Raw genomic sequence first — 20826 nt, 5'->3', positions numbered from 1 at the left:
GGGTGGTCCGCAGGGCGTCGCGGTGGGTTGCCCGGTCGGGGAAGGCGGCGCGGTGGGTTTGCCCCGTCGGGGAAGGCGAGGCGAGAAGCCCTGGCACGCAGCAGGCGCTGTCCTCGTCGTCCTCGATCTCGATCTGGCGGACGCGCACGCGTTCTGCCCCCGGACAGCCTGGCGACCTCGCGCCGTCGGGACCAGCTCCGCACGGCACGGCGCGTCACGACACGTCACGTCACGTCACGTCACGACACGGCATGGCACGAAAAGGGTAGAGGTTCTCGCGGCGCTATGCGCTGGGGTCGCGGAGGCCGACTGCGTCGTGGCGCCAGAACGGCTCCGCGTAGACCAGCGTCCCTGTCATCCATGGCTCGTACCCCGGGAGTCCGAGGGCCTGGAAGGCACCATCCGGAATGCGCAGGGACGGTTTTCGGAAGCCCTGGTCGTCACCGGGCGCGAAGCCGAAGCGGGAGTAGTAGCCCGGATCGCCCTCCAGGAAGACCAGGGGGACGGCCCGCTCGGCGAGGGTCTTCAGCCCGTGCCGGACCAGGGCCGAGCCGATACCGCGCCGGTGATGCTCGGGCATGACGGCCAACGGGCTGAGCACATGCACCTCGACCAGTCGCCGAGGGGCGTCGAGCAGACCGCGGGTGAACATGATGTGCCCGACGATCTGCCCGTCGAGCTCAGCGACCAGTGAGAGACCGTCCGCGGGCGTGATCGTGCCCCGCAGGGTATCGACCAGGTCGGCCACGACAGGGCCGTGATCACCGAACGCCCGCAGGTGGATGTCCCGCACGGACTCTCTGTCGCTCGGAAGTTCCTCGCGAAGATCCATGACCGGAGGGTAAGGACCCGTCCCAGTCGCTCGCACACGGTTTTGAAGCCCGAAGGATGCGCGGTGAGTGACGTAACGACCAACGACGACTACGAGGGCGCGGCAGACCGCCGCGCCCTCGTAGTCGTCGTTGGTCCAGCTAGACCCAGGTGTCCAGCCACATCCGCGACCGCCAGCTGTCGATCGGGATGGCCTGGCCCGTGAAGACGGGCCAGAAGTAGATGAAGTTCCAGGTGATGAGGAGGACGAGGACGCCGGCGGCGGCGGCGCCGGCCACTCGGCGGCGTTCGGGCGCGCCGGGCGGGCCGAGGATGGCGCCGATCATCATCGTGACGGCGAGGCAGAGGAAGGGGAGGAAGACGATGGCGTAGAAGAAGAAGATCGTGCGTTCCTGGTAGAGGAACCAGGGGAGGTAGCCGGCGGCGACACCGCAGGCGATCGCTCCCGCGCGCCAGTCGCGGCGGAAGAACCAGCGCCACAGGACGTACACGACCGCGAAGGCGGCGGCCCACCACAGGAGCGGCGTGCCGATGGCCAGGACCTCGCGGGCGCACTTGTCGGCGGTGTCGGTGGCGCAGCCGTCCTTGCCGGGCGACGGGGACTCGTAGAAGTACGAGACCGGGCGGCCGACGACGATCCAGCTCCACGGGTTCGACTGGTACGTGTGCGGTGACGACAGCCCGATGTGGAACTCGTAGACCGCGTGCTCGTAGTGCCACAGGCTGCGCAGCCAGTCCGGCAGCCAGCTGAACCAGCCGCCCTTGCCCTCGGTCGCGGCCCAGTTGCGGTAGTAGCCGCCGGTGCCGTCGTCCGGGGAGAGGATCCAGCCCGTCCAGGAGACCAGATACGTGACGATCATGACCGGGACCGTGGACAGGAACGCGAGGCCCAGGTCGCGCTGGAGCATGGCGATCAGCGGCCGGCGGGCGCCGGCGACCTTGCGGGCCGCGTAGTCCCAGAGCACCGCCATGATCCCGAAGAAGATCAGGAAGTACAGGGCGTTCCACTTGGTGCCGAGGGCCAGGCCCAGGCAGAGGCCGGCCAGCCAGCGGTACGGGCGCGGGCCCAGGCGGGTCGTCTCGGCGATGAGGGAGTTGGGGCGTACGACTCCGTCGCCGTCCGGGGGGAGCGCGGCGGCCAGGCGTTCTCGTGCCTTGTCGCGGTCGATGACCAGGCAGCCGAACGCGGCCAGCACGAAGAACATCAGCACCTGGTCCAACAGCGCCGTGCGGCTCATCACGAAGTGCAGGCCGTCCACCGCCATCAGGCCGCCCGCGAGGCAGCCGAGGAACGTCGAGCGGAAGATCCGGCGGCCGATCCGGCAGAGCATCAGCACGGACAGCGTGCCGAGCAGGGCCGCCATGAAGCGCCAGCCGAACGGGTTGAACCCGAACATCAGCTCGCCCAGCCCGATCACGTACTTGCCGACCGGTGGGTGCACCACGTACGCCGGGTCCGTCGGGATCGGAACGTTCCCGTTGTTCTGGAGGATCAGCTCGTTGGCGTTCTTGGCCCAGTTGACCTCGTATCCGCGGTGGACGATCGCCCACGCGTCCTTGGCGTAGTACGTCTCGTCGAATATCACCGCCCTCGGGCTGCCCAGGTTGTAGAACCGCATCAGCCCCGCGACCAGCGTCACCAGCAGCGGACCGCCCCACGCCGACCAGCGGACCAGGCGCCCCGCGACCTCCTCGCGCAGCCCGAGCACGGCCCATACGCGCGGGCTCGGCCGGGTGTACGGGGGCACCAGTCGGGTGCGGACGTCGCCTCTCGGCGGCGCCGCGTAGCCGAATCGGCGCAGGCGGTGCTGCCACGACGGCCGCTGGTCTTCGGTGGCCTGGTCCTGCCGGGTGTCCGTGGAGGACGCGGTACTGGTCACCGCGCCATCGTAGGGAACACCGCTGTGTGAGTCCCGTGGGACGGGGATGTGGGGCGCCTGATGGCCCAGGGCGCATGCCGTTCCCCGGCGGCGGGTGGGGCGTGGCCGGTCGCGCCCACGCGGCGGAGCCGCACAGCGGCACAGGCCCGCGCCCTGTCAGGGGCTTCGCCCCTGGGAGGATGGAGGCGTGACAGGAATCCTTGTGTTGGCAGGCACCCCCATCGGCGATGTCGCGGACGCGCCGCCCCGGCTCGCCGAGGAGCTGCGCGGTGCGGATGTGGTGGCCGCCGAGGACACCCGGCGGCTCCGGCGGCTCACCCAGGCGCTGGGCGTCCAGCCGGGTGGGCGGATCGTCTCCTACTTCGAGGGCAACGAGGCCGCGCGGACGCCGGAACTCGTCGAGGCCCTGGTGGGCGGGGCGAGGGTGTTGCTGGTCACGGACGCGGGGATGCCGTCGGTCTCCGACCCCGGGTACCGGCTGGTCGCCGCCGCCGTGGAGAAGGACATCCGCGTCACGGCCGTACCGGGGCCTTCGGCCGTGCTCACCGCGCTCGCGCTGTCCGGGCTGCCCGTCGACCGGTTCTGCTTCGAGGGCTTCCTGCCGCGCAAGGCCGGGGAGCGGCTCGGACGGCTGCGCGAGGCCGCGGAGGAACGGCGCACGCTCGTGTACTTCGAGGCGCCCCACCGCCTGGACGCGACACTCGCGGCGATGGCCGAGGCCTTCGGCACCGGGCGGCGGGCCGCCGTCTGCCGTGAGCTGACCAAGACGTACGAGGAGGTCAGGCGCGGCCCTCTCGGGGAGCTGGCCGAGTGGGCGGCGGCCGGTGTGCGCGGGGAGATCACCGTCGTGGTCGAGGGGGCGCCGGAGAAGGGGCCGGAAGAACTGGACGCGGCGGAGCTGGTGCGGCGGGTTCGCGTGCGGGAGGAAGCGGGGGAGCCGCGCAAGGAGGCGATCGCGGCGGTGGCCGTGGAGGCCGGGGTGCCGAAGAGGGAGGTCTTCGACGCGGTGGTGGCCGCGAAGAGGGCTGCGCCGTAGGGGAGGGGGCCGCGTTGTCGGGTGCGGGTGCTTCGTGGCTGATCGCGCAGTTCCCCGCGCCCCTGAGGGCCTACGGCCCTTTCGGGCCGAAAAGCACGGGGCGCAGCCCCTGCTTTTCAGGGGCGCGGGGAACTGCGCGAGAAGCCCCACCCAGCCGCACCCGACAACGCGGCCCCTCCCCTGCGGCGCTTGACAGCCCATGCCCAGGTAAAGCCGCGCAAAGGGCAACTCTTGTATCGACGGCCTTCCCACAAGGGAAGGCCAAAACGGCTTCAACAGTCGGCAGGTGGGGTGCACTTCGGGTCTGCCGAGGCGTCAACTGGGTGGTGAGGGCGTACACGTCCCCACCGTCCAGCGGACAAGAGGAGCTGGCAATGACCGAGATCGCAGAGCGGGCCGTCCTGCGGAACACCGCCACCGCCGTCGTTCACGAGTCGTACTCGTTCGCCTGCATGCGCTGTGGGCACGGCTGGGAGCAGTCGTTCGAAATAGAGCACCACAACGACGCCCAGGGGCACGACTTCGTGATGTACGTGGCCGACGGCCAGGTCGTGCCGTCTCCGCTGTCGCGGCCCACGTGCCACAACTGCGACGGTCATGTCGTACGGATCATGCGGGCGGGCCAGGTGTCGTCGGTGCGGGACGCCGAGCGCCGGCGGCACGTGCCGAAGCCCCGCCCGGTGGCGGTGGACGCGACGGACGCGACGGACGTCGAGGCGCCCGGCGCGGCGGAGCCCGAGGAGCACCACCACTGGCACCTGTCCGACCTGCTGCACCCGTTCCACCGCAAGGCGAGCTGACCCTCCCCCCAGCGAGCCTGGAGAGCATGCCCCGATCCCGCGATTCGTAGGATCGGGGCATGCCTTCGAACGACTCCGGCAACGCGTCCGGCAAGAACGACAAGAACGCCGCGCCCCCGCTCCCCGAACCCCTCCGGGTGCCGGTCGCGGATGCGCACACCCATCTGGACATGCAGTCCGGCACGGTCGAGGAGGGCCTCGCGAAGGCCGCCTCCGTGGGGGTGACGACGGTCGTCCAGGTCGGCTGCGACATCAAGGGCTCCCGCTGGGCCGCCGAGACGGCCGAGCGGTACGCGGCGGTCCACGCGACGGTCGCGCTGCACCCCAACGAGGCACCGCGGATCGTGCACGGCGACCCGGACGGCTGGTCCCGGCAGGGCGCGCGTACGGCGGGCGGGGACGCCGCGCTCGACGACGCCCTCGCCGAGATCGACCGGCTGGCCGCGTTGCCGCAGGTCAAGGGGGTCGGGGAGACGGGGCTCGACTACTTCCGGACCGGGCCGGAGGGCAAGGCCGCCCAGGAACGGTCGTTCCGCGCGCACATCGAGATCGCCAAGCGGCACGGCAAGGCGCTGGTCATCCACGACCGCGACGCCCACGACGACGTGTTGCGGATCCTGAAGGAGGAGGGCGCGCCCGAGCGCACCGTCTTCCACTGCTACTCCGGCGACGCCGACATGGCCGCCGTGTGCGCCGAGCACGGCTACTTCATGTCCTTCGCCGGGAACATGACCTTCAAGAACGCCCGGCCGCTGCGCGACGCGCTCGCCGTCGCGCCCCTCGAACTCGTCCTCGTCGAGACCGACGCGCCCTTCCTGACACCCGCGCCGTACCGCGGACGGCCCAACGCGCCGTATCTCATTCCGGTCACGGTTCGGGCGATGGCCGAGGTGCGGGATATCGGCGAGGACGCGCTGGCGACGGCGCTCGCGGCGAACACGGCGAGGGCGTTCGATTACTGACGGGTCACGTTTCGTCGGCCGTCCGAGGGACCCCAAAAAGATGATCAGCTCCCCGTGTCGCGACACTGCGTGACCACGTTGCTTTGGAGGGTGACCGGAGTCCGCTAGGTTCACGTCGCCCGACCCGGACCCGGATCCCTCTGGAGCGTGTCGTCGTGAGCAACGTGCAGTCGTCGTCGTACGAGACCTATGGCCCCCCGGAGGGTACGAGTTGGCAGCCGGCGTACGAGGCCGGGACGCTGCCGCACGGGGCCTACGCGGACACCTACCGGCCCGCCTACGAGGACCGGCCCGGCCATGAAGACGGGCCCGGCCACGAGGACGGGCCCGGCCACGAGGGCCCTGAGGGGCCGATCCCCGAGTCAGCCGCGCCGGCCGGTGGTGGTCGGGGCGCCTCCCGGCGGGCCGTGCGGCGCAGACGGGGCGCCGGGAGGCTCGGTTCGTTGCGGCGGCTGGTGCCGCAGGCGCTGGTGGTGGCGTTCCTCGCGGGCGGGACCTCCGCGTTCGTGGCGAAGGACAAGGCGATCGAGCTGACCGTGGACGGGCGGCCGCGCATGCTGCACACCTTCGCCGGCGACGTCACCGAGCTCCTCGCCGACGAGGGGGTCGCGTTCGGCGCCCATGACGTCATCGCGCCCGCCCCCGGTACCGCGCTGAGCAGCGGTGACGAGGTCGCCGTGCACTACGGGCGGCCCGTCGCCCTCACCCTGGACGGTCATCAACGCAAGGTCTGGACGACCGCCCACACGGTGGACGGGGCGCTTCAGCAGCTCGGGGTGCGTGCGGAGGGCGCGTACGTCTCGACCTCGCGCTCCCGGCGCATCGGGCGTGAGGGGCTGGAGCTGGACGTCCGCACCGAACGCACCGTCACGATCATGGCGGACGGGCGGACCCGGACGATCCGTACGAACGCGGCGACCGTGGGGGAGGCCGTGGAGCAGGCCGGGGTCACCCTGCGCGGGGAGGACACCGCCTCGGTCGCGTGGTCGAGCTTCCCCCGGGACGGGCAGACCGTGACCGTGATGCGGGTGATCGGGTCCAGGGAGGTCCGCGAGGAACTGATCCCGTTCCGGGTGCACCGCATGGAGGACCCCGCGCTCTTCCAGGGCACGGAGGTCGTCGAGCGCGCCGGCCATCCGGGCACCCGTCGGCTCACGTACGCGCTTCGCACGGTCAACGGGGTCGGGCAGCGACCCCGGCTGCTGCGCACGGAGGTGCTGCGTGAGCCGCGGGACCAGACCGTGAAGGTGGGGACGAGGGCGATGCCGACGTCCGTGGCGGGGGCGGACGGGTTGAACTGGGCGGCGCTGGCCGCGTGTGAGTCCGGGGGGCGGCCGAACGCGGTCGATCCTTCCGGGACGTACGGGGGGTTGTACCAGTTCGATACGCGGACCTGGCGGAGTCTCGGTGGCAGCGGTCGTCCGCAGGACGCGTCCGCGAGTGAACAGACCTTCCGGGCGAAGAAGCTGTATGCGCAGCGGGGGGCCAGCCCCTGGCCGCATTGCGGGGCGCGGTTGCGTGACTGACCGCAGGCTTGGGGTGGGCGGGTTGTTCCTTGGGTGGGGTGTCTGAGGTGGATGGGTGGGTGCGGGTGAGTGGGGGCTGGTCGCGCAGTTCCCCGCGCCCCTGAAAGACCAGGCCCTTGCGGGCCTGGAAGACGACGGGCCCGTGCCCCTGGAGGACCGGGCCCCGCGCCCCTGGAGGACCGGGCCCTTGCGGGCCTGGAAGACGACGGGCGCGCGCCCCTGGAGGACCGGGCCCTTGCGGGCCTGGAAGACGACGGGCCGGGAGGCCTGGAAGACGACGGCCGGAGGCCTGGAAGACGACGGGCCGGTGGGCCTGGAGGGCGACAGGCCGGTGGGCCTGGGAGGCGACGGCTCGGCGGGGTGAAAAGCGTGGGGCGCAGCCCCTGCTTTTCAGGGGCGCGGGGAACTGCGCGACCAGCCCCCACCGGACCCGCACCCGCCGACGCACCGAACCCCCCACCCCCCAAGGCGCCCGAGAACCGAACCCCGGCCCCCGCCCCGTACCCTGGTGCCGTGACCAGCCCCACCCCCGACGCCCTGCTGGGCCCCGCCGACGTCCGCGAACTCGCGGCGGCGCTCGGCGTACGCCCCACCAAACAGCGCGGCCAGAACTTCGTGATCGACGCGAACACGGTCCGCCGGATCGTGCGGACCGCGGACGTCCGCCCGCAGGACACGGTCGTCGAGGTGGGTCCGGGTCTCGGCTCCCTCACCCTCGCCCTGCTGGAGGTCGCCGACCGCGTCACCGCGGTCGAGATCGACGACGTGCTCGCCGCCGCGCTGCCCGCCACCATCGCCGCCCGCATGCCCACCCGCGCCGGCCGTTTCGCGCTCGTGCACTCGGACGCGATGCAGGTGACCGAGCTTCCCGGCCCGGCCCCCACGGCCCTCGTCGCGAACCTCCCCTACAACGTCGCCGTCCCCGTGCTGCTGCACATGCTCGAGACCTTCCCGACCATCGAGCGCACGCTCGTGATGGTCCAGGCGGAGGTCGCCGACCGGCTCGCCGCCGGGCCGGGATCGAGGGTGTACGGCGTGCCGTCGGTGAAGGCGAACTGGTACGCGGAGGTCAAACGGGCCGGGAAGATCGGGCGGAACGTCTTCTGGCCGGCGCCGAACGTGGACAGCGGGCTCGTCTCGCTGGTCCGCCGGACCGAGCCGATCAAGACCACCGCCGCCAGGCGGGACGTGTTCGCGGTCGTCGACGCGGCCTTCGCCCAGCGGCGCAAGACGCTCAGGGCCGCCCTCGCCGGGTGGGCCGGTTCCGCGGCCGCCGCCGAGGCCGCCCTCGTCGCCGCCGGAGTCTCCCCGCAGGCCCGCGGTGAGTCCCTGACGGTCGAGGAGTTCGCCGCCATCGCCGAGAACCGTGTCTCCGAGGGCGCAGAGGGCGCAGAGGGCGCAGAGGGCACTGAACGCGCAGAGGGCACTGAACGCGCCGAGGGCACCGAACGCGCAGAGAGCGCCGAGCGCGCCGACGACAAGGAGTCCCGTCAGCCGTGAGCGTCACCGTTCGCGTCCCCGCCAAGGTCAATGTGCAGCTCGCGGTCGGCGGTGCCCGGCCCGACGGGTTCCACGACCTGGCCAACGTCTTTCTCGCCGTCGGGCTGTACGACGAGGTCACCGTCACCCCCGCCGACGAGCTGACGGTCACCTGCGAGGGCCCCGGCGCCGACCAGGTGCCCCTGGACCGTACGAACCTCGCCGCCCGGGCCGCGCTCGCGCTGGCGGAACGCCACGGCATCGAGGCCGCCGTCCACCTGCACATCGCCAAGGACATCCCCGTCGCGGGCGGCATGGCCGGCGGCAGCGCGGACGCGGCCGGCGCGCTCCTGGCCTGCGACACCCTGTGGGGTACGAACGCCTCACGCGGTGAACTCCTCGACATCTGCGCCGAGTTGGGCAGCGACGTGCCGTTCAGCCTGGTGGGCGGGGCGGCTCTCGGCACGGGCCGGGGCGAGCGGCTCCAAGCCCTCGACGTGGGCGGGACCTTCCACTGGGTCTTCGCGGTCGCCGACGGCGGGCTCTCCACACCCGCCGTCTACCGCGAGTTCGACCGGCTGCACGCGCACGACGCCGTCCCCGAGCCCGTGGCCTCCCAGGTGCTGCTGGACGCGCTCGCCAAGGGGGACGTCGACGCGCTCGCGGCCTTCCTGCCGGACTCCAACGGCCTCCAGCCCGCCGCCCTCTCGCTCTTCCCGAAGCTGAAGGACACCCTCGCCGAGGGCCGCGCGGCCGGCGCGCTCGCCGGACTCGTCTCCGGCTCGGGCCCGACCACGGCCTTCCTCGCCCGGGACGCCGACTCGGCCCACACCATCGCCGAGGGGCTGCTCGCGTCCGGTACGTGCCGGGCGGCGCGGGTGGCCGTCTCACCGGCGCCGGGGGCGACCGTGCTCCCGGCCGCCCAACCGTAGGTACTCAGAGGCGAGTTGAGTACGTGAGCGCTGACGCCCACCCGGGCGTCGGCGCGACCGTACTCCCATGAGTGCAAGCGTGAGTGCGAGCGTGAGTGCGAGCGAGCTAGCCGCCGCCACCCCGTCCACCCGTGACCGGTACGTCGACCTCCTGCGCGTCGCCTCCCTCGGCACGGTCGTCCTCGGCCACTGGCTGATGGCGGCGGTCACGACCGGCGGCGGGGGAGATGGCGGGGGAGACGGCGGGGTCGAGGTGGGCAACCTGCTCGCCGTCGAGCCGCGGCTGCAGATCCTCACCTGGGCCCTGCAGGTCATGCCGGTGTTCTTCTTCGTCGGCGGCTTCTCGCACGCCCTCTCCTACCGCTCGCTCAGCCGCAGGCACCCGGGCGGCGGCGTCTACCCCGCCTTCCTCCGCGCCCGCCTCCAACGGCTGCTGCGGCCGACCCTGGTGTTCATAGGGGTGTGGGGCGTCGTCGCCGTCCTCCTCCAACTCGCGGGCGAGGGAGGGGGACTGCTCGACGTGGCGCTGCGACTGGTCGCGCAGCCGCTGTGGTTCATCGGGATCTATCTCGCGATGGTCGCTTTCACTCCGCCGCTGCTCAGGTTGCACGAGCGATGGGGGTGGGGCGCGTTCGGCGGGCTCGTGGCGGCCGCCGCGCTCGTCGACGTCCTGCGCTTCGCGCTCGACGTCCCCTTCGTCGAGTTCCTCAACTTCGCCTTCGTGTGGCTCGCGATCCACCAGCTCGGGTTCCTGCGCGCCGACGGGCGGCTGACGCGGCCGTATCTGCTCGCCGGGGCCGGGCTCGCGGGGGCCGCGCTGCTGGTGGCGTACGGGCCGTATCCGCTGTCGATGGTCGGGATGCCGGGCGAGAAGGTGTCGAACATGGCGCCGCCGACGTTCGCGCTGCTGTGCCACGGGCTGTGGCTGGTCGGTGCGGTGGAGTGGCTGCGCGGGCCGGTCGCGAGGTGGCTGGAGCGGCCGAAGGTGTGGCGGGCGGTCGTGGCCGCCAACGGCGTCTCGATGACGGCGTTCCTGTGGCATCTTTCGGCCATGCTCGGGGTGTACGGCGTGCTGCTCGCCCTCGGTGCCGACCTGCCCGCGCCCGCGACGGGCGCCTGGTGGACCCAACTGCCCCTGCGTATCGCCGCCGCGGCCGTCCTCACGGCGGTTCTCGTCGCCGCCTTCCGGGGTGTCGAACGGCCCGCCGCCCGACCGTCCCGAACGAACGGTTCCCGCAGGTCGGGCGCGTATTCCGGCCCCGCGGCCGCCCTCGGGGTGACGCTGTGTCTCTTCGGTGTGCTCGGGCTCTCCATGGTCGGGTTCGGCGGGCTCTTCGAAGGGCGTTCGGCCCTGCTGATCGCCGTTCAGGTGACGGCGCCGACGGCGGTGGCGATGACACTCGCCGGGTGGGCGCTGGTGGAACTCATTGGTCGCGGTGAACGGTCAAGTGCCTGACCGAGGCGGTCCGATGGAGGAAGCGTGCAGGTCAGGCATTGGTCTGACATACCCCTGAGTTTGTAATCCACGCCACAGTATTTTAATGTTCAGCAAAATCCCCTCTGGGTCCCTTTAGTGGGATTCGCCCGCCGTTTCCGGGTGGCATGATCTCGATGCCCGGTGTCTTGTTACCAGCGGTACTTCCCGTGCGCGTGGTGTCGTCCCCGCGGCGGGCGAGAGGGGTTCCTCATGGGACACATGGACCACTTCAGCGCCGGATGGGTCACCCCCGTCCTCTCCTACGTCATGGCCTGCGTCGGCTCCGCGCTCGGACTGCGCTGCACCGTCAGGGCACTTGAGGCGGAGGGCGCCTCCAAGCGGAACTGGCTGACGCTGGCGTCCTTCGCCATCGGCTCCGGCATCTGGACCATGCACTTCGTCGCGATGATGGGCTTCGGCGTGGAAGGGACGTCGATCCGCTACGACGTCCCGATGACCGTCCTCAGCCTGGTCATGGCGATCGCCGTGGTCGGCGCCGGTGTCTTCACCGCCGGTTACGGCCGCTCCCGGGTCCGCGCGGTGGCCTTCGGCGGCCTCGGCACCGGGCTCGGCGTGGCCGCGATGCACTACACCGGCATGACCGCGCTCAACCTGCACGGCGAGGTCGGCTACAACCCGGCCCTGGTCATCGCCTCCGTGGTGATCGCCGTCGTCGCCGCGACCGCGGCGTTGACGCTCACGCTGATCGTGCGCGGGGGTCTCCTCGCCGCGCTCGCCGCGCTCGTCATGGGGCTCGCGGTCAGCAGCATGCACTACACCGCGATGTACGCCGTGAGCATCGATCTCACGCCCAGTACGGACCCGTTGGCGGGCGCCACGGCCACGGAGTTCCTGTTCCCGCTGGCCGTGTTGCTGGGGTCGTTCCTCTTCCTGGCCGCGGCGTATGTGGCGTTGTCGCCCACGGGGAAGCGGGCGGAGTCGTCCTTCGCCGATGAACTGCTGCGTGAGGTCGAGCTGTCGACGGCGTGAGCGCTCCGCTCCGAACGCCGTTCTTCTGAGCGCCGTTGTGACCTGCGGGCCGGTGGGGGCTGGTCGCGCCCGCGCGGCGGAGCCGCACATCGACACAGCCCCGCGCCCCTTCGGGGCGTGGTAGCCCCCCGTCCCGAAGAGGTCCGCATGAAAGTCTTCCGTATGACCGCCCGGCTGCGTCCCAGATCCGTGCGGGCGAAGATCGTCGCCCTGCTGATGCTGCCCATCGTGTCGCTGATGGCGTTGTGGAGCTACGCCGCCGTGACGACCGTGGCCGCCATCGGTGACACCGAGCGGGCCAAGGACGTCAACAGCGAACTGCTCGCGCCGGTGGCCGAGTTCGTGACCGCGCTGCAGGCCGAACGGACGGCCGCGATGCGGTACGCCGCCCGGCGCGCCGAAGCGGGTCTCGACGACCTGAGGGCCGACCAGCAGACCACCGACAAGGCCGTGACGGTGCTCCGCGAGGGCCTCACCTCCGCCGGCTCGGACGCGGCCCTCATCGACACCGGTCTGCCCGCCCGTCTGGACACCCTCGAAGCCGACTTCAGCGACCTCGCCGCCCTGCGCGCGAACAGCATCGGGGGCGCGAGGGACGCGGTGTCGACGGCGTACACCGCGTACTCGGTGGTCATCGACCACGCCTTCGCCGTGACCGGCGCGCTCACCAGCGAGAAGGGCACCGACGCGACCTCCGAGGCGCGCGTCGTCCTCGAACTCTCCCGTGTCCGTGACGCCGTGGCCCGCGAGCAGGCGCTGCTGGCCGCCGCCACCGCGTCCGGGACGCTGAGCAAGGAGGGTTACGCGCGGTTCGTCGGCGCCGTCGCCACCCGGCGCGAACTGCTGAAGCCGGCCGTCGCCGACCTCAGGGCCGAGCACCGGCCCGCCTACGACGTGCTGCTGGACAGCGACCGTTACGCCTCCCTCGTCGAGATCGAGGACGGGGTGACGGACGCCGGCGCGGGCCCGGTGTCGGCGGCCGTGCTGAAGGACTGGGACTCCTCCTCGGCGGCCGTGCTCAAGGGCCTGGCCGAGGCGGAGAAGGACGCGGGAACCGGCGCTGCCGCCAAGGCGGACGCCTTCGGCTGGGACACGCTGGGCGCGTCCGGCGTCGCCGTGGTCCTCGGTCTCGTCGGCGTGCTCCTGTCGCTCCTCGTCTCCGTGAGCGTCGGGCGCGGCCTCATCGTGGAACTCCTCGACCTGCGCAACTCCGCCCTCGAAGTCGCCGGGCGCAGTCTGCCGCAGGCCATGCGCAAACTGCACGCGGGGCAGGGCGTCGACATCGACGCGGAGGCCCCGATGCGGCGTCTGGCGGGCGACGAACTCGCCCAGGTGGGCAGCGCGTTGACCGCCGTGCAGCGGGCCGCGCTCAAGGCGGCCTCCGAGCGCGCCGAACTCCTCAGCGGCATCTCCGGGGTGTACGTGAGCCTCGCCCGCCGCAGCCAGGTGCTGCTGCACCGCCAGCTCGACCTGCTCAGCGTGATGGAGCAGCGGCAGCGGGAACGGCAGGACCACGCCGAGCTGTACGACCTCTACCGCGTCGACTACCTCGCCACCCGGATGCGGCGTCACTCCGAGTCGCTGCTGATCCTGTCGGGGATCGCCCCCGGCCGTGGGTGGCGCGACCCGATCGCGCTGTCGGACGTCCTGCGGGCGGCCGTCGCCGAGATCGAGGACGCGACCCGGGTCGAGATCTGGGCCGCACCGCGGGTGTCGCTGAACGGCGGTTCCGTCGCCGACGTCATCCACCTGCTCGCCGAACTCGTCGAGAACGCCGCCGCGTTCTCCCCGCCCTCCACCAAGGTCCAGCTGCGCGCCGCCCGGCTGCGCGACGGCATCCTCGTCGAGGTCGAGGACAGCGGCTTCGGCATGAACGAGGAGGCGATGGCCGACGCCAACCGCAAGATCCAGTCGGAGAAGGTCGACCTCCTCGACGCCAAGCAGATCGGGCTCATCGTGGTGAACCGCCTCGCCGGCCGCCAGGGCCTGCGCGTCGAATTGCGGCAGTCGACCGACGGAGGCGTCGCCGCGGCCGTCTTCATCCCCGAGCACCTGATCCGCGACGACATGCCCGTCCACCACGAGTCGGCCCCCGACGGTCGCTCACCGGCCCCGGCCCCGGCCTCGGCCCCGGCGCCGAGCCGGCAACAGCGCCGATAGGGGCCCGCAGGACAGCCGTGCGCCTCGGGTGGTGGTGTCCCCGGGGCGCACGGCCTTTTCCACTTCCCGCGTTCCGGCGTTCCGGCGTTCCGGCGTTCCGGCGGTCCCGCGTTCTTCGCTTCCCGCGTTGGCGCGGCCGGTCTAGAAGGTCAGCTTCCAGCTGTTGATGTAGCCGGTGTCCGCGCTGTAGACGTCCTGGACCTTCAGCTGCCAGGTGCCGTTGACCGTCGTCTCGCTGGACGCGTCTACCGTGTAGGTGGCGTCGACGTTGTCCGTGGAGTCGGAGGAGCTGCTGCTCTTCAGACGGTACGTCGAGCCGTCCGGGGCGACGAGGTCGATGACCAGGTCACCGCGGTAGGTGTGGACGATGTTGACGTACACGGACAGGTCGCTGGGCGCGCTGCCGGTGAGACCGCTGACGGTGACGGGCGAGTAGACGGCGGAACCGGCGTCCGGGATGGAGACGTCGGTGGTCGACTCGAAGGCCGTACCGGTGTCGCCACCGTCGTCTCCGCCGTCGTCCCCGTCACCGCTCGGGGTGACCTGGAGCAGCAGGTTGGGGCTGCCGGTGCCGACGCCGGTGAGGGTGGAGGCGGAGGCCGCCGAGGTCAGGGCCGTGGTGACCGCGGAGGGCGAGGCGCTCGGGTTCTCGCCGAGGTAGACGGCGGCGGCGCCGGCGACGTGCGGGGACGCCATCGACGTACCGGAGTAGGTCGCGGTGGCCGTGTTGGAGCTGTTCGACGCGGAGGTGATGGACGACCCCGGCGCGAAGATGTCCAGCGACGAGCCGTAGTTGGAGAACGACGACCGTGCGTCGGCGCTGGTGGAGGCGCCCACGGTGACGGCGCTCGCGACCCGGGCCGGGGAGTAGCTCGACGCGTTGGCGTTGTCGTTGCCGGCCGCGACGGCGTAGGTGATGCCGGCCGCGATGGAGTTGGTGACGGCCGCGTCGAGGGTGGAGTCCGCGCTGCCGCCGAGCGACATGTTGGCGACGGCCGGGAACTGGGCGTTCTCGGTCACCCAGTCGATACCGGCGACGACGCCGGCGGTCGTGCCGGAGCCCTCGTCGTCGAGGACGCGGACGGCGACGATGTCGGCGGCCTTGGCGACACCGTAGGTGGTGCCCGCGACGGTGCCGGCGACGTGCGTGCCGTGCCCGTTGCCGTCGTCGGCGGAGGAGTCGTCGTCGACGGCGTCGTAGCCGTAGGAGGCCCGTCCGCCGAAGTCGGTGTGGGTGATCCGTACGCCCGTGTCGATGATGTAGGCGGTGACGCCGCTGCCCGCGCTGCTCGGGTACGTGTACGAGGAGTCGAGCGGCAGGTCGGCCTGGTCGATGCGGTCCAGGCCCCAGGTCGCGCCGGTCTGGGTGTCGCTCATGTGGACGGTCTTGTTGACGGCGACCGCGGCGACGGCCGGGTCGGCGGCGAGCTGCTTCGCCTCCGCCTCGGTCATCTCGGTGGCGTAGCCGTTCAGCGCCTTCTTGTACGTCTGCTGCACCTCGGCGCCGTACCGGGTCGCGACCGCCTTGCCCTTGCTGGAGGCCGCCTTGAAGGGGAGGCTCTCCTTGAGCGTGACGATGTAGCTGCCCTGGACGGCGTTCTCGGCGTTGGCGCCGACGATCTTGCCCTCCGCGGGTGCCGCGACGGCGGGGGTGGCGGTCGCGGCACCGACGGTGAACAGGGCCGCGGCGGACACCACGGCGGCGAGCGCGCCGCGTCTGCGGCGGCCGGGGGCGTGGGGGGCGGGGGAGTTCTGCACGAACATTGGGGGTGGTCCCCTCTCGTGAAGACTTGCGCGGACTGACCATGTGGGGGGTGGCGTCCTGGTCGCATACAGTGACGGTGTTGACGGGGTCACGTCAATAAGGGGAATCCCTACGTCCGGGCTGCGCCGCTTGGCGGGGGCGCCCCAGGGCTCGGGGTGTCCTGTGATCGGGCGACTGCGGGTGGTTCGTGGCTGATCGCGCAGTTCCCCGCGCCCCTGAAAAGCGGGGGCCCGTGCTTTTCAGGCCCCCGCCGTCTCTCGGGCCCGCCCACCCGCCGTCCAGCAGGCCCATCCGCCGTCTCTCGGCCCGCCCGGCCGCTGTCCAGCAGGCCCGCCCGCCGTCTCTCGGGCCCGCCAGCCCGCCGTCTTTCGGGCCCGCCCGGCCGCTGCCTAGCAGGCCCGCCCGCCGTCTTTCGGGCCCGCCCGCCCGCCGCCTTTCGGGCCCGCGGGGCCATCGCCTTTGAGGGGCGCGGGGCCATCACCTTTCAGGCCCGCCCGGCCATCACCTTTCACGGGCGCGGGGCCTGGCCTTTCAGGCCTGCGGGGCCTGGCCTTTGAGGGGCGCGGGGAACTGCGCGAGAAGCCCCACGCACCCGCACCCGCAAACGCTCCCGCACCCCCGAGCCATTAGGCGCCCCGCACCGCCCGCACCACCCGCTCCGCCTTCTCCAGCCACCCCAGCTATGAGCCACTCGCGCTGGGCGCAGCCCAGGTGGCAGAGGGCGATCGCGCCGGCGGTGCGCTCGGGCGTCCACAGGAGCGCGGCCAGGCGCTCGTCCCACGCCTCGTACGCCGCGTCGAAGCCATCGTTGGAGCACGCCCCCGGCGTGGGTCGCGGCGCACGACGGAGCCCGCCTCCCGCTTCGGTCGCGGTGCTCCTCGGAGCCCGCCCCCGGCTTCGGGGCGTCTCCCCCGGCCCTCGTCCCCGCCGCCCGTCACACCCCCGCGCCCCGCGGACTACTCTGGAGGGTCGATCGTCCCCGTGGCAGGAGAGTAATGGCCGTCAACCTGGTCAATGTCGAGAACGTCAGCAAGGTGTACGGCACCCGCGCCCTGCTCGACGGGGTCTCGCTCGGCGTCTCCGAAGGGGACCGGATCGGCGTCGTGGGGCGCAACGGCGACGGCAAGACGACCCTGATCCGGATGCTCGCCAAGCTGGAGGAGGCCGACACGGGCCGGGTCACCCACTCCGGCGGCCTCCACGCCGGCGTGCTCACCCAGCACGACTCCCTCGACCCCACCGCCACCGTCCGGCACGAGGTCATCCGGGACCTGGCGGACCACGAGTGGGCGGGGAACGCCAAGATCCGGGACGTGCTCACCGGGCTGTTCGGCGGGCTCGACCTGCCCGGCTTCCCGCAGGGGCTCGACACCGTCATCGGTCCGCTCTCCGGCGGTGAGCGGCGGCGCATCGCGCTCGCCAAGCTGCTCATCGAGGAGCAGGACCTGATCGTCCTCGACGAGCCCACCAACCACCTGGACGTCGAGGGCATCTCCTGGCTCGCGGGCCACCTGCGGGAGCGGCGCTCCGCACTCGTCTGCGTGACCCACGACCGGTGGTTCCTGGACCAGGTGTGCACCCGGATGTGGGACGTGCAGAAGGGCTCGGTCTTCGAGTACGAGGGCGGATACTCCGACTACGTCTTCGCCCGCGCCGAGCGTGAGCGCATCGCCGCCACCGAGGAGACCAAGCGGCAGAACCTCGTCCGCAAGGAGCTGGCGTGGCTGCGGCGCGGGGCCCCGGCCCGTACGTCGAAGCCCCGGTTCCGGGTCGAGGCGGCGAACGAGCTGATCGCGGACGTACCGCCGCCGCGGGACACCAGCGAGCTGATGAAGTTCGCGTCGTCCCGGCTGGGCAGGACCGTGTTCGACCTGAAGGACGTCACCGTGCAGGCCGGGCCGAAGGTGCTGCTGAAGCATCTGACGTGGCAGCTCGGGCCGGGCGACCGGGTCGGCCTCGTCGGTGTCAACGGCGCCGGCAAGACCTCCCTGCTGCGGGCCATGGCGGACGCCGCGCGCAGCGAGGGGGAGAAGCAGCCGGCCGCCGGGCGGGTCGTCACCGGCAAGACGGTCAAGCTCGCGTACCTGTCCCAGGAGGTCGCCGAGCTCGACCCGAACCTGCGGGTGCTCCAGGCCGTGCAGCAGATCCGCGACCGCGTCGACCTCGGCAAGGGGCGCGAGATGACGGCGGGGCAGCTCTGCGAGACCTTCGGGTTCAACAAGGAGAAGCAGTGGACGCCGGTGGGCGACCTCAGCGGTGGTGAGCGGCGGCGGCTCCAGATTCTGCGGCTGCTGATGGACGAGCCCAACGTCCTCTTCCTCGACGAGCCGACGAACGACCTCGACATCGAGACGCTCACGCAGTTGGAGGACCTCCTCGACGGGTGGCCCGGCTCGATGGTCGTGATCTCCCACGACCGGTTCTTCGTCGAGCGCACGACCGACAAGGTGTTCGCGCTGCTCGGCGACGCGGCGCTGCGGATGCTGCCGCGCGGGATCGACGAGTACATCGAGCGGCGTCACCAGATGGAGGAGGCCGCCGCCGCGGCCTCGCCCGTCGCCGTGAAGGCCGCCTCGGAGAAGGCCGTCTCCGCCGCCGACTCCCGTGCCGCGAAGAAGGAACTCCAGAAGATCGAGCGGCAGTTGGACAAGGTCACCGAGAAGGAGGCGAAGTTGCACGCGCGGATCGCCGAGAACGCGACGGACTTCGCGAAGGTGGGGGAACTGGACGCCGAGTTGAGGGCGTTGCACGGGGAGAAGGAAGAGCTGGAGATGCGCTGGCTGGAACTTGCCGAGGACGCGTAGCGGTAGAGCCGGGCGGCTACTCGCCGTTGGGGCTGATGTTCGATGCCGGGTGCGGGTTGTCCGTGGCTGATCGCGCAGTTCCCCGCGCCCCTCAAGGGCGCGGCTCCCGGCCGGTGCTCATCGGTCCCCCCGCCTTCAAAATGCTTATCGCGCACGGCACGCACGTCCCGTGAAGGGGGCGTGAAGGAGCGTAACGAGGGCATCACGGGCCGGTTCTCCCTTGGGAACAGGGGAGCGACCGGCCCCGTGCGGGGGAGCGTCGCAGTGATAGAAAGAGCCGTCTGAGAAGAGCCTTCACAGTCTGAGAAGCGACACCACGCGTGACCACGGGTGGCTCGAAAGCAGCGAACAGGGGGAAAGCGCTGATGGTTCAGCCACCCGATCAGCCACCGCAGGGCGGCTACGGAGCACCACAGAATCCGCCACCGCAGTCACAGCCGCAACCGCCGCAACAGCCGTACGGCTACCCGCAGACCCCGCCGCCGCAGGGCCCGCCCGCGCCGGCCCCCGGCTACGGCTATCCCCAGCAGCAGTCGCCCGCGCAGCCGGGGCCGTACACGCAGCCCGGCCCGTACGGCCAGCCGCAGCAGCCCGGCCCCTACGCGCAGCCCGGCCCGTACAACCCGGCGTCGCAGGCCGGTTACGGCTACCCGCAGTCGCAGTACGCGGGCGCGCCCACCCCGCCGCCGGTCGGTGGCGGCGGCGGTGGTTCCAGGAACCCCTTCAAAGGCAGGCCAGCGATGGTCGTCGGCGCCGCCGTGGCCGCGCTGCTCGTGGTCGGCGGCACGGTGTTCGCGGTGACGAGCCTCGGCGGCGACGGCGAGAAGAAGCCGGTCGCCAAGGAGAGCGCGAGCCCCACCGACGACGGCAAGCCCTCCCCCACGCCCACCGGGCCCGTCAACCAGGGCGACGGCAGCGGCGACGGCGGCGAGGACCTCGACATCTCCGACCTCAACGCGGACCGCAAGGCGGGCGAGGCGAAGGTGCTCTGGTACAAGAGCGCCCCCGACGCCCCCGGTTCCGGCGCGAGCGCCCCCGGCCTGTGGGTCACCGACAAGGTCGCGGTGAAGGCCGCGTACAAGCAGTTGTTCGCCTACAACGTGGGTGACGGGAACCCCGCCTGGGACCCGATCGAGTTCGAGGGAAAGATCTGCGCGGTCACCCCGAAGGCGACCTCCGCCGACCGGATCGTGGTCTCGTACCAGAGCGGCAGCGGCGACAACGCCGAGTGTGACCAGCTCCAGCAGATCGACCTGAACACCGGCGACAAGGGCTGGTCGACGGAGCTGGAGAAGGGCGACCTGTTCGACAGCGCCATCAGCGTCGGGCTGTCCGTCACCGGTGACACGCTCATGGTGGGCCGCTCGCAGTCCGGCACGGCCTACGACATCGACACCGGCAAGAAGCTGTTCGACAAGAAGAACTACGGCCAGTCGTGCTACCCGGCCGGGTTCGCGGGCGGCGCGCGGCTGATCTCCGTCTCCTCCTGCGCGGTGACCACCGACAAGGAGCACGACGAGGTCCAGGAGCTCGACCCGAAGACCGGCAAGGCCAAGTGGACGCGGAAGATCCCCAAGGGCTGGAAGGTCGAGCACGCGTACTCGGTGGATCCCCTCGTCCTCTACCTCACCAACGAGGACGAGAACACCTGGAACATCTCCACCCTGAAGGCCGACGGCTCGACCCGTTCGCAGGTCGACTCCGACGACTCGTTCGCGCCCGAGTGCGACGGCGGGATCCTCACCCGCGACATGCAGGGCTGCACGGGCGTGGCGGCCGACGCGAACACCCTCTACCTGCCGACCGAGGAGAAGGACGGCACGAACGAGATCGTCGCGCTGAACCTCGAGACCGGCAAGGAGAAGTGGCGTCTCACGTCACCCGCCTCCGACGCGGAGATCTCCCCGGTCAGGGTCGAGGGCTCGAAGCTCATCGCGTACGTGGAGTCCACGCGCGACGCGGGCGGCCAGGTGGTGTCCGTTCCGACCACCGGCGACAGCCACCAGGCGACCAAGCTCATCCAGATGCCGGCGAGCGCCGCGGAGATCGAGAGTTCCTTCTACTCGAAGGCCATCGACTACGTGGACGGGCGCTTCTACATCTCCACGACCCTGCTGAACGGTGTCGACGACGCGAAGGAGAAGTTGATGCTGGCCTACGGCAAGTGACGCGCGCGACCGCCGC

At 71.6% G+C, this 20826-nt stretch carries 15 protein-coding genes; 12 read left to right on the top strand and 3 right to left on the bottom strand.

The features are described from left to right. Positions 1-283 precede the first annotated feature (283 nt). A complete protein-coding gene (locus tag OG202_RS20750) occupies positions 284-832 on the bottom strand; it encodes a GNAT family N-acetyltransferase (protein ID WP_327729322.1) in 549 nt (182 codons plus the stop codon). A 139-nt stretch (positions 833-971) separates the two neighbouring features. Next, on the bottom strand, positions 972-2711 hold the full coding sequence (locus tag OG202_RS20745; RefSeq protein WP_327729323.1) for a dolichyl-phosphate-mannose--protein mannosyltransferase: 1740 nt from the start codon (positions 2709-2711) through the stop codon (positions 972-974). Between the two features lie 187 nt (positions 2712-2898). Between OG202_RS20745 and rsmI the strand changes: the two genes are divergently transcribed. The 10 genes from rsmI to OG202_RS20695 all read left to right on the top strand — a co-directional run bounded on the left by rsmI (position 2899) and on the right by OG202_RS20695 (position 14073). After that, positions 2899-3747, top strand: a complete 849-nt coding sequence (gene rsmI / locus OG202_RS20740; protein WP_328223283.1) for a 16S rRNA (cytidine(1402)-2'-O)-methyltransferase — start codon at positions 2899-2901, stop codon at positions 3745-3747. Between the two features lie 374 nt (positions 3748-4121). Next, on the top strand, positions 4122-4547 hold the full coding sequence (locus OG202_RS20735) for a hypothetical protein (protein WP_327729325.1): 426 nt from the start codon (positions 4122-4124) through the stop codon (positions 4545-4547). 59 nt (positions 4548-4606) lie between these two features. Then, the gene (locus OG202_RS20730) at positions 4607-5509 is read left to right on the top strand and encodes a TatD family hydrolase (RefSeq protein ID WP_326582206.1); all 903 of its coding nucleotides are present in this window, start codon (positions 4607-4609) and stop codon (positions 5507-5509) included. Positions 5510-5664: 155 nt separating this feature from the next. Beyond that, the gene (locus tag OG202_RS20725; RefSeq protein ID WP_328223281.1) at positions 5665-7035 is read left to right on the top strand and encodes a ubiquitin-like domain-containing protein; all 1371 of its coding nucleotides are present in this window, start codon (positions 5665-5667) and stop codon (positions 7033-7035) included. A gap of 55 nt (positions 7036-7090) precedes the next feature. Further along, a complete protein-coding gene (locus tag OG202_RS20720; protein WP_327729327.1) occupies positions 7091-7399 on the top strand; it encodes a hypothetical protein in 309 nt (102 codons plus the stop codon). A gap of 149 nt (positions 7400-7548) precedes the next feature. Next, a complete protein-coding gene (gene rsmA, locus OG202_RS20715; RefSeq protein WP_328223280.1) occupies positions 7549-8535 on the top strand; it encodes a 16S rRNA (adenine(1518)-N(6)/adenine(1519)-N(6))-dimethyltransferase RsmA in 987 nt (328 codons plus the stop codon). Beyond that, entirely contained in the window at positions 8532-9446 is a 915-nt protein-coding gene (locus tag OG202_RS20710; RefSeq protein WP_326582209.1) for a 4-(cytidine 5'-diphospho)-2-C-methyl-D-erythritol kinase, read from the top strand. The genes rsmA and OG202_RS20710 overlap by 4 nt, the downstream gene beginning before the upstream one ends. Positions 9447-9513: 67 nt before the next feature. After that, positions 9514-10902 (top strand): acyltransferase family protein, encoded by a 1389-nt coding sequence (locus tag OG202_RS20705; protein WP_327729329.1) that lies wholly within the window; start codon positions 9514-9516, stop codon positions 10900-10902. A 231-nt stretch (positions 10903-11133) separates the two neighbouring features. Next, on the top strand, positions 11134-11913 hold the full coding sequence (locus tag OG202_RS20700) for an MHYT domain-containing protein (protein ID WP_326582211.1): 780 nt from the start codon (positions 11134-11136) through the stop codon (positions 11911-11913). Positions 11914-12060: 147 nt separating this feature from the next. After that, the gene (locus tag OG202_RS20695; protein ID WP_328223279.1) at positions 12061-14073 is read left to right on the top strand and encodes a sensor histidine kinase; all 2013 of its coding nucleotides are present in this window, start codon (positions 12061-12063) and stop codon (positions 14071-14073) included. Positions 14074-14214: 141 nt separating this feature from the next. Here OG202_RS20695 and OG202_RS20690 read toward each other — a convergent pair whose 3' ends face one another. After that, the gene (locus tag OG202_RS20690; protein WP_328223278.1) at positions 14215-15837 is read right to left on the bottom strand and encodes a S8 family peptidase; all 1623 of its coding nucleotides are present in this window, start codon (positions 15835-15837) and stop codon (positions 14215-14217) included. A 996-nt stretch (positions 15838-16833) separates the two neighbouring features. On the opposite strand from OG202_RS20690, the gene OG202_RS20680 reads away from it, so the two are divergent. Both OG202_RS20680 and OG202_RS20675 read left to right on the top strand, forming a co-directional pair. After that, positions 16834-18642 carry an ABC-F family ATP-binding cassette domain-containing protein gene (locus OG202_RS20680; protein WP_327729332.1) on the top strand — a complete coding sequence of 603 codons (1809 nt, stop codon included), beginning with the start codon at positions 16834-16836 and terminating at the stop codon, positions 18640-18642. A gap of 365 nt (positions 18643-19007) precedes the next feature. Beyond that, positions 19008-20810, top strand: coding sequence for an outer membrane protein assembly factor BamB family protein (locus OG202_RS20675; protein ID WP_328223277.1), 1803 nt, complete (start codon positions 19008-19010; stop codon positions 20808-20810). Positions 20811-20826: the final 16 nt, after the last annotated feature.

The organism is Streptomyces sp. NBC_00310 (genome assembly GCF_036208085.1).
Taxonomy (GTDB): Bacteria; Actinomycetota; Actinomycetes; order Streptomycetales; family Streptomycetaceae; genus Streptomyces.
This window is presented reverse-complemented; position numbering and strand designations above follow the sequence as displayed.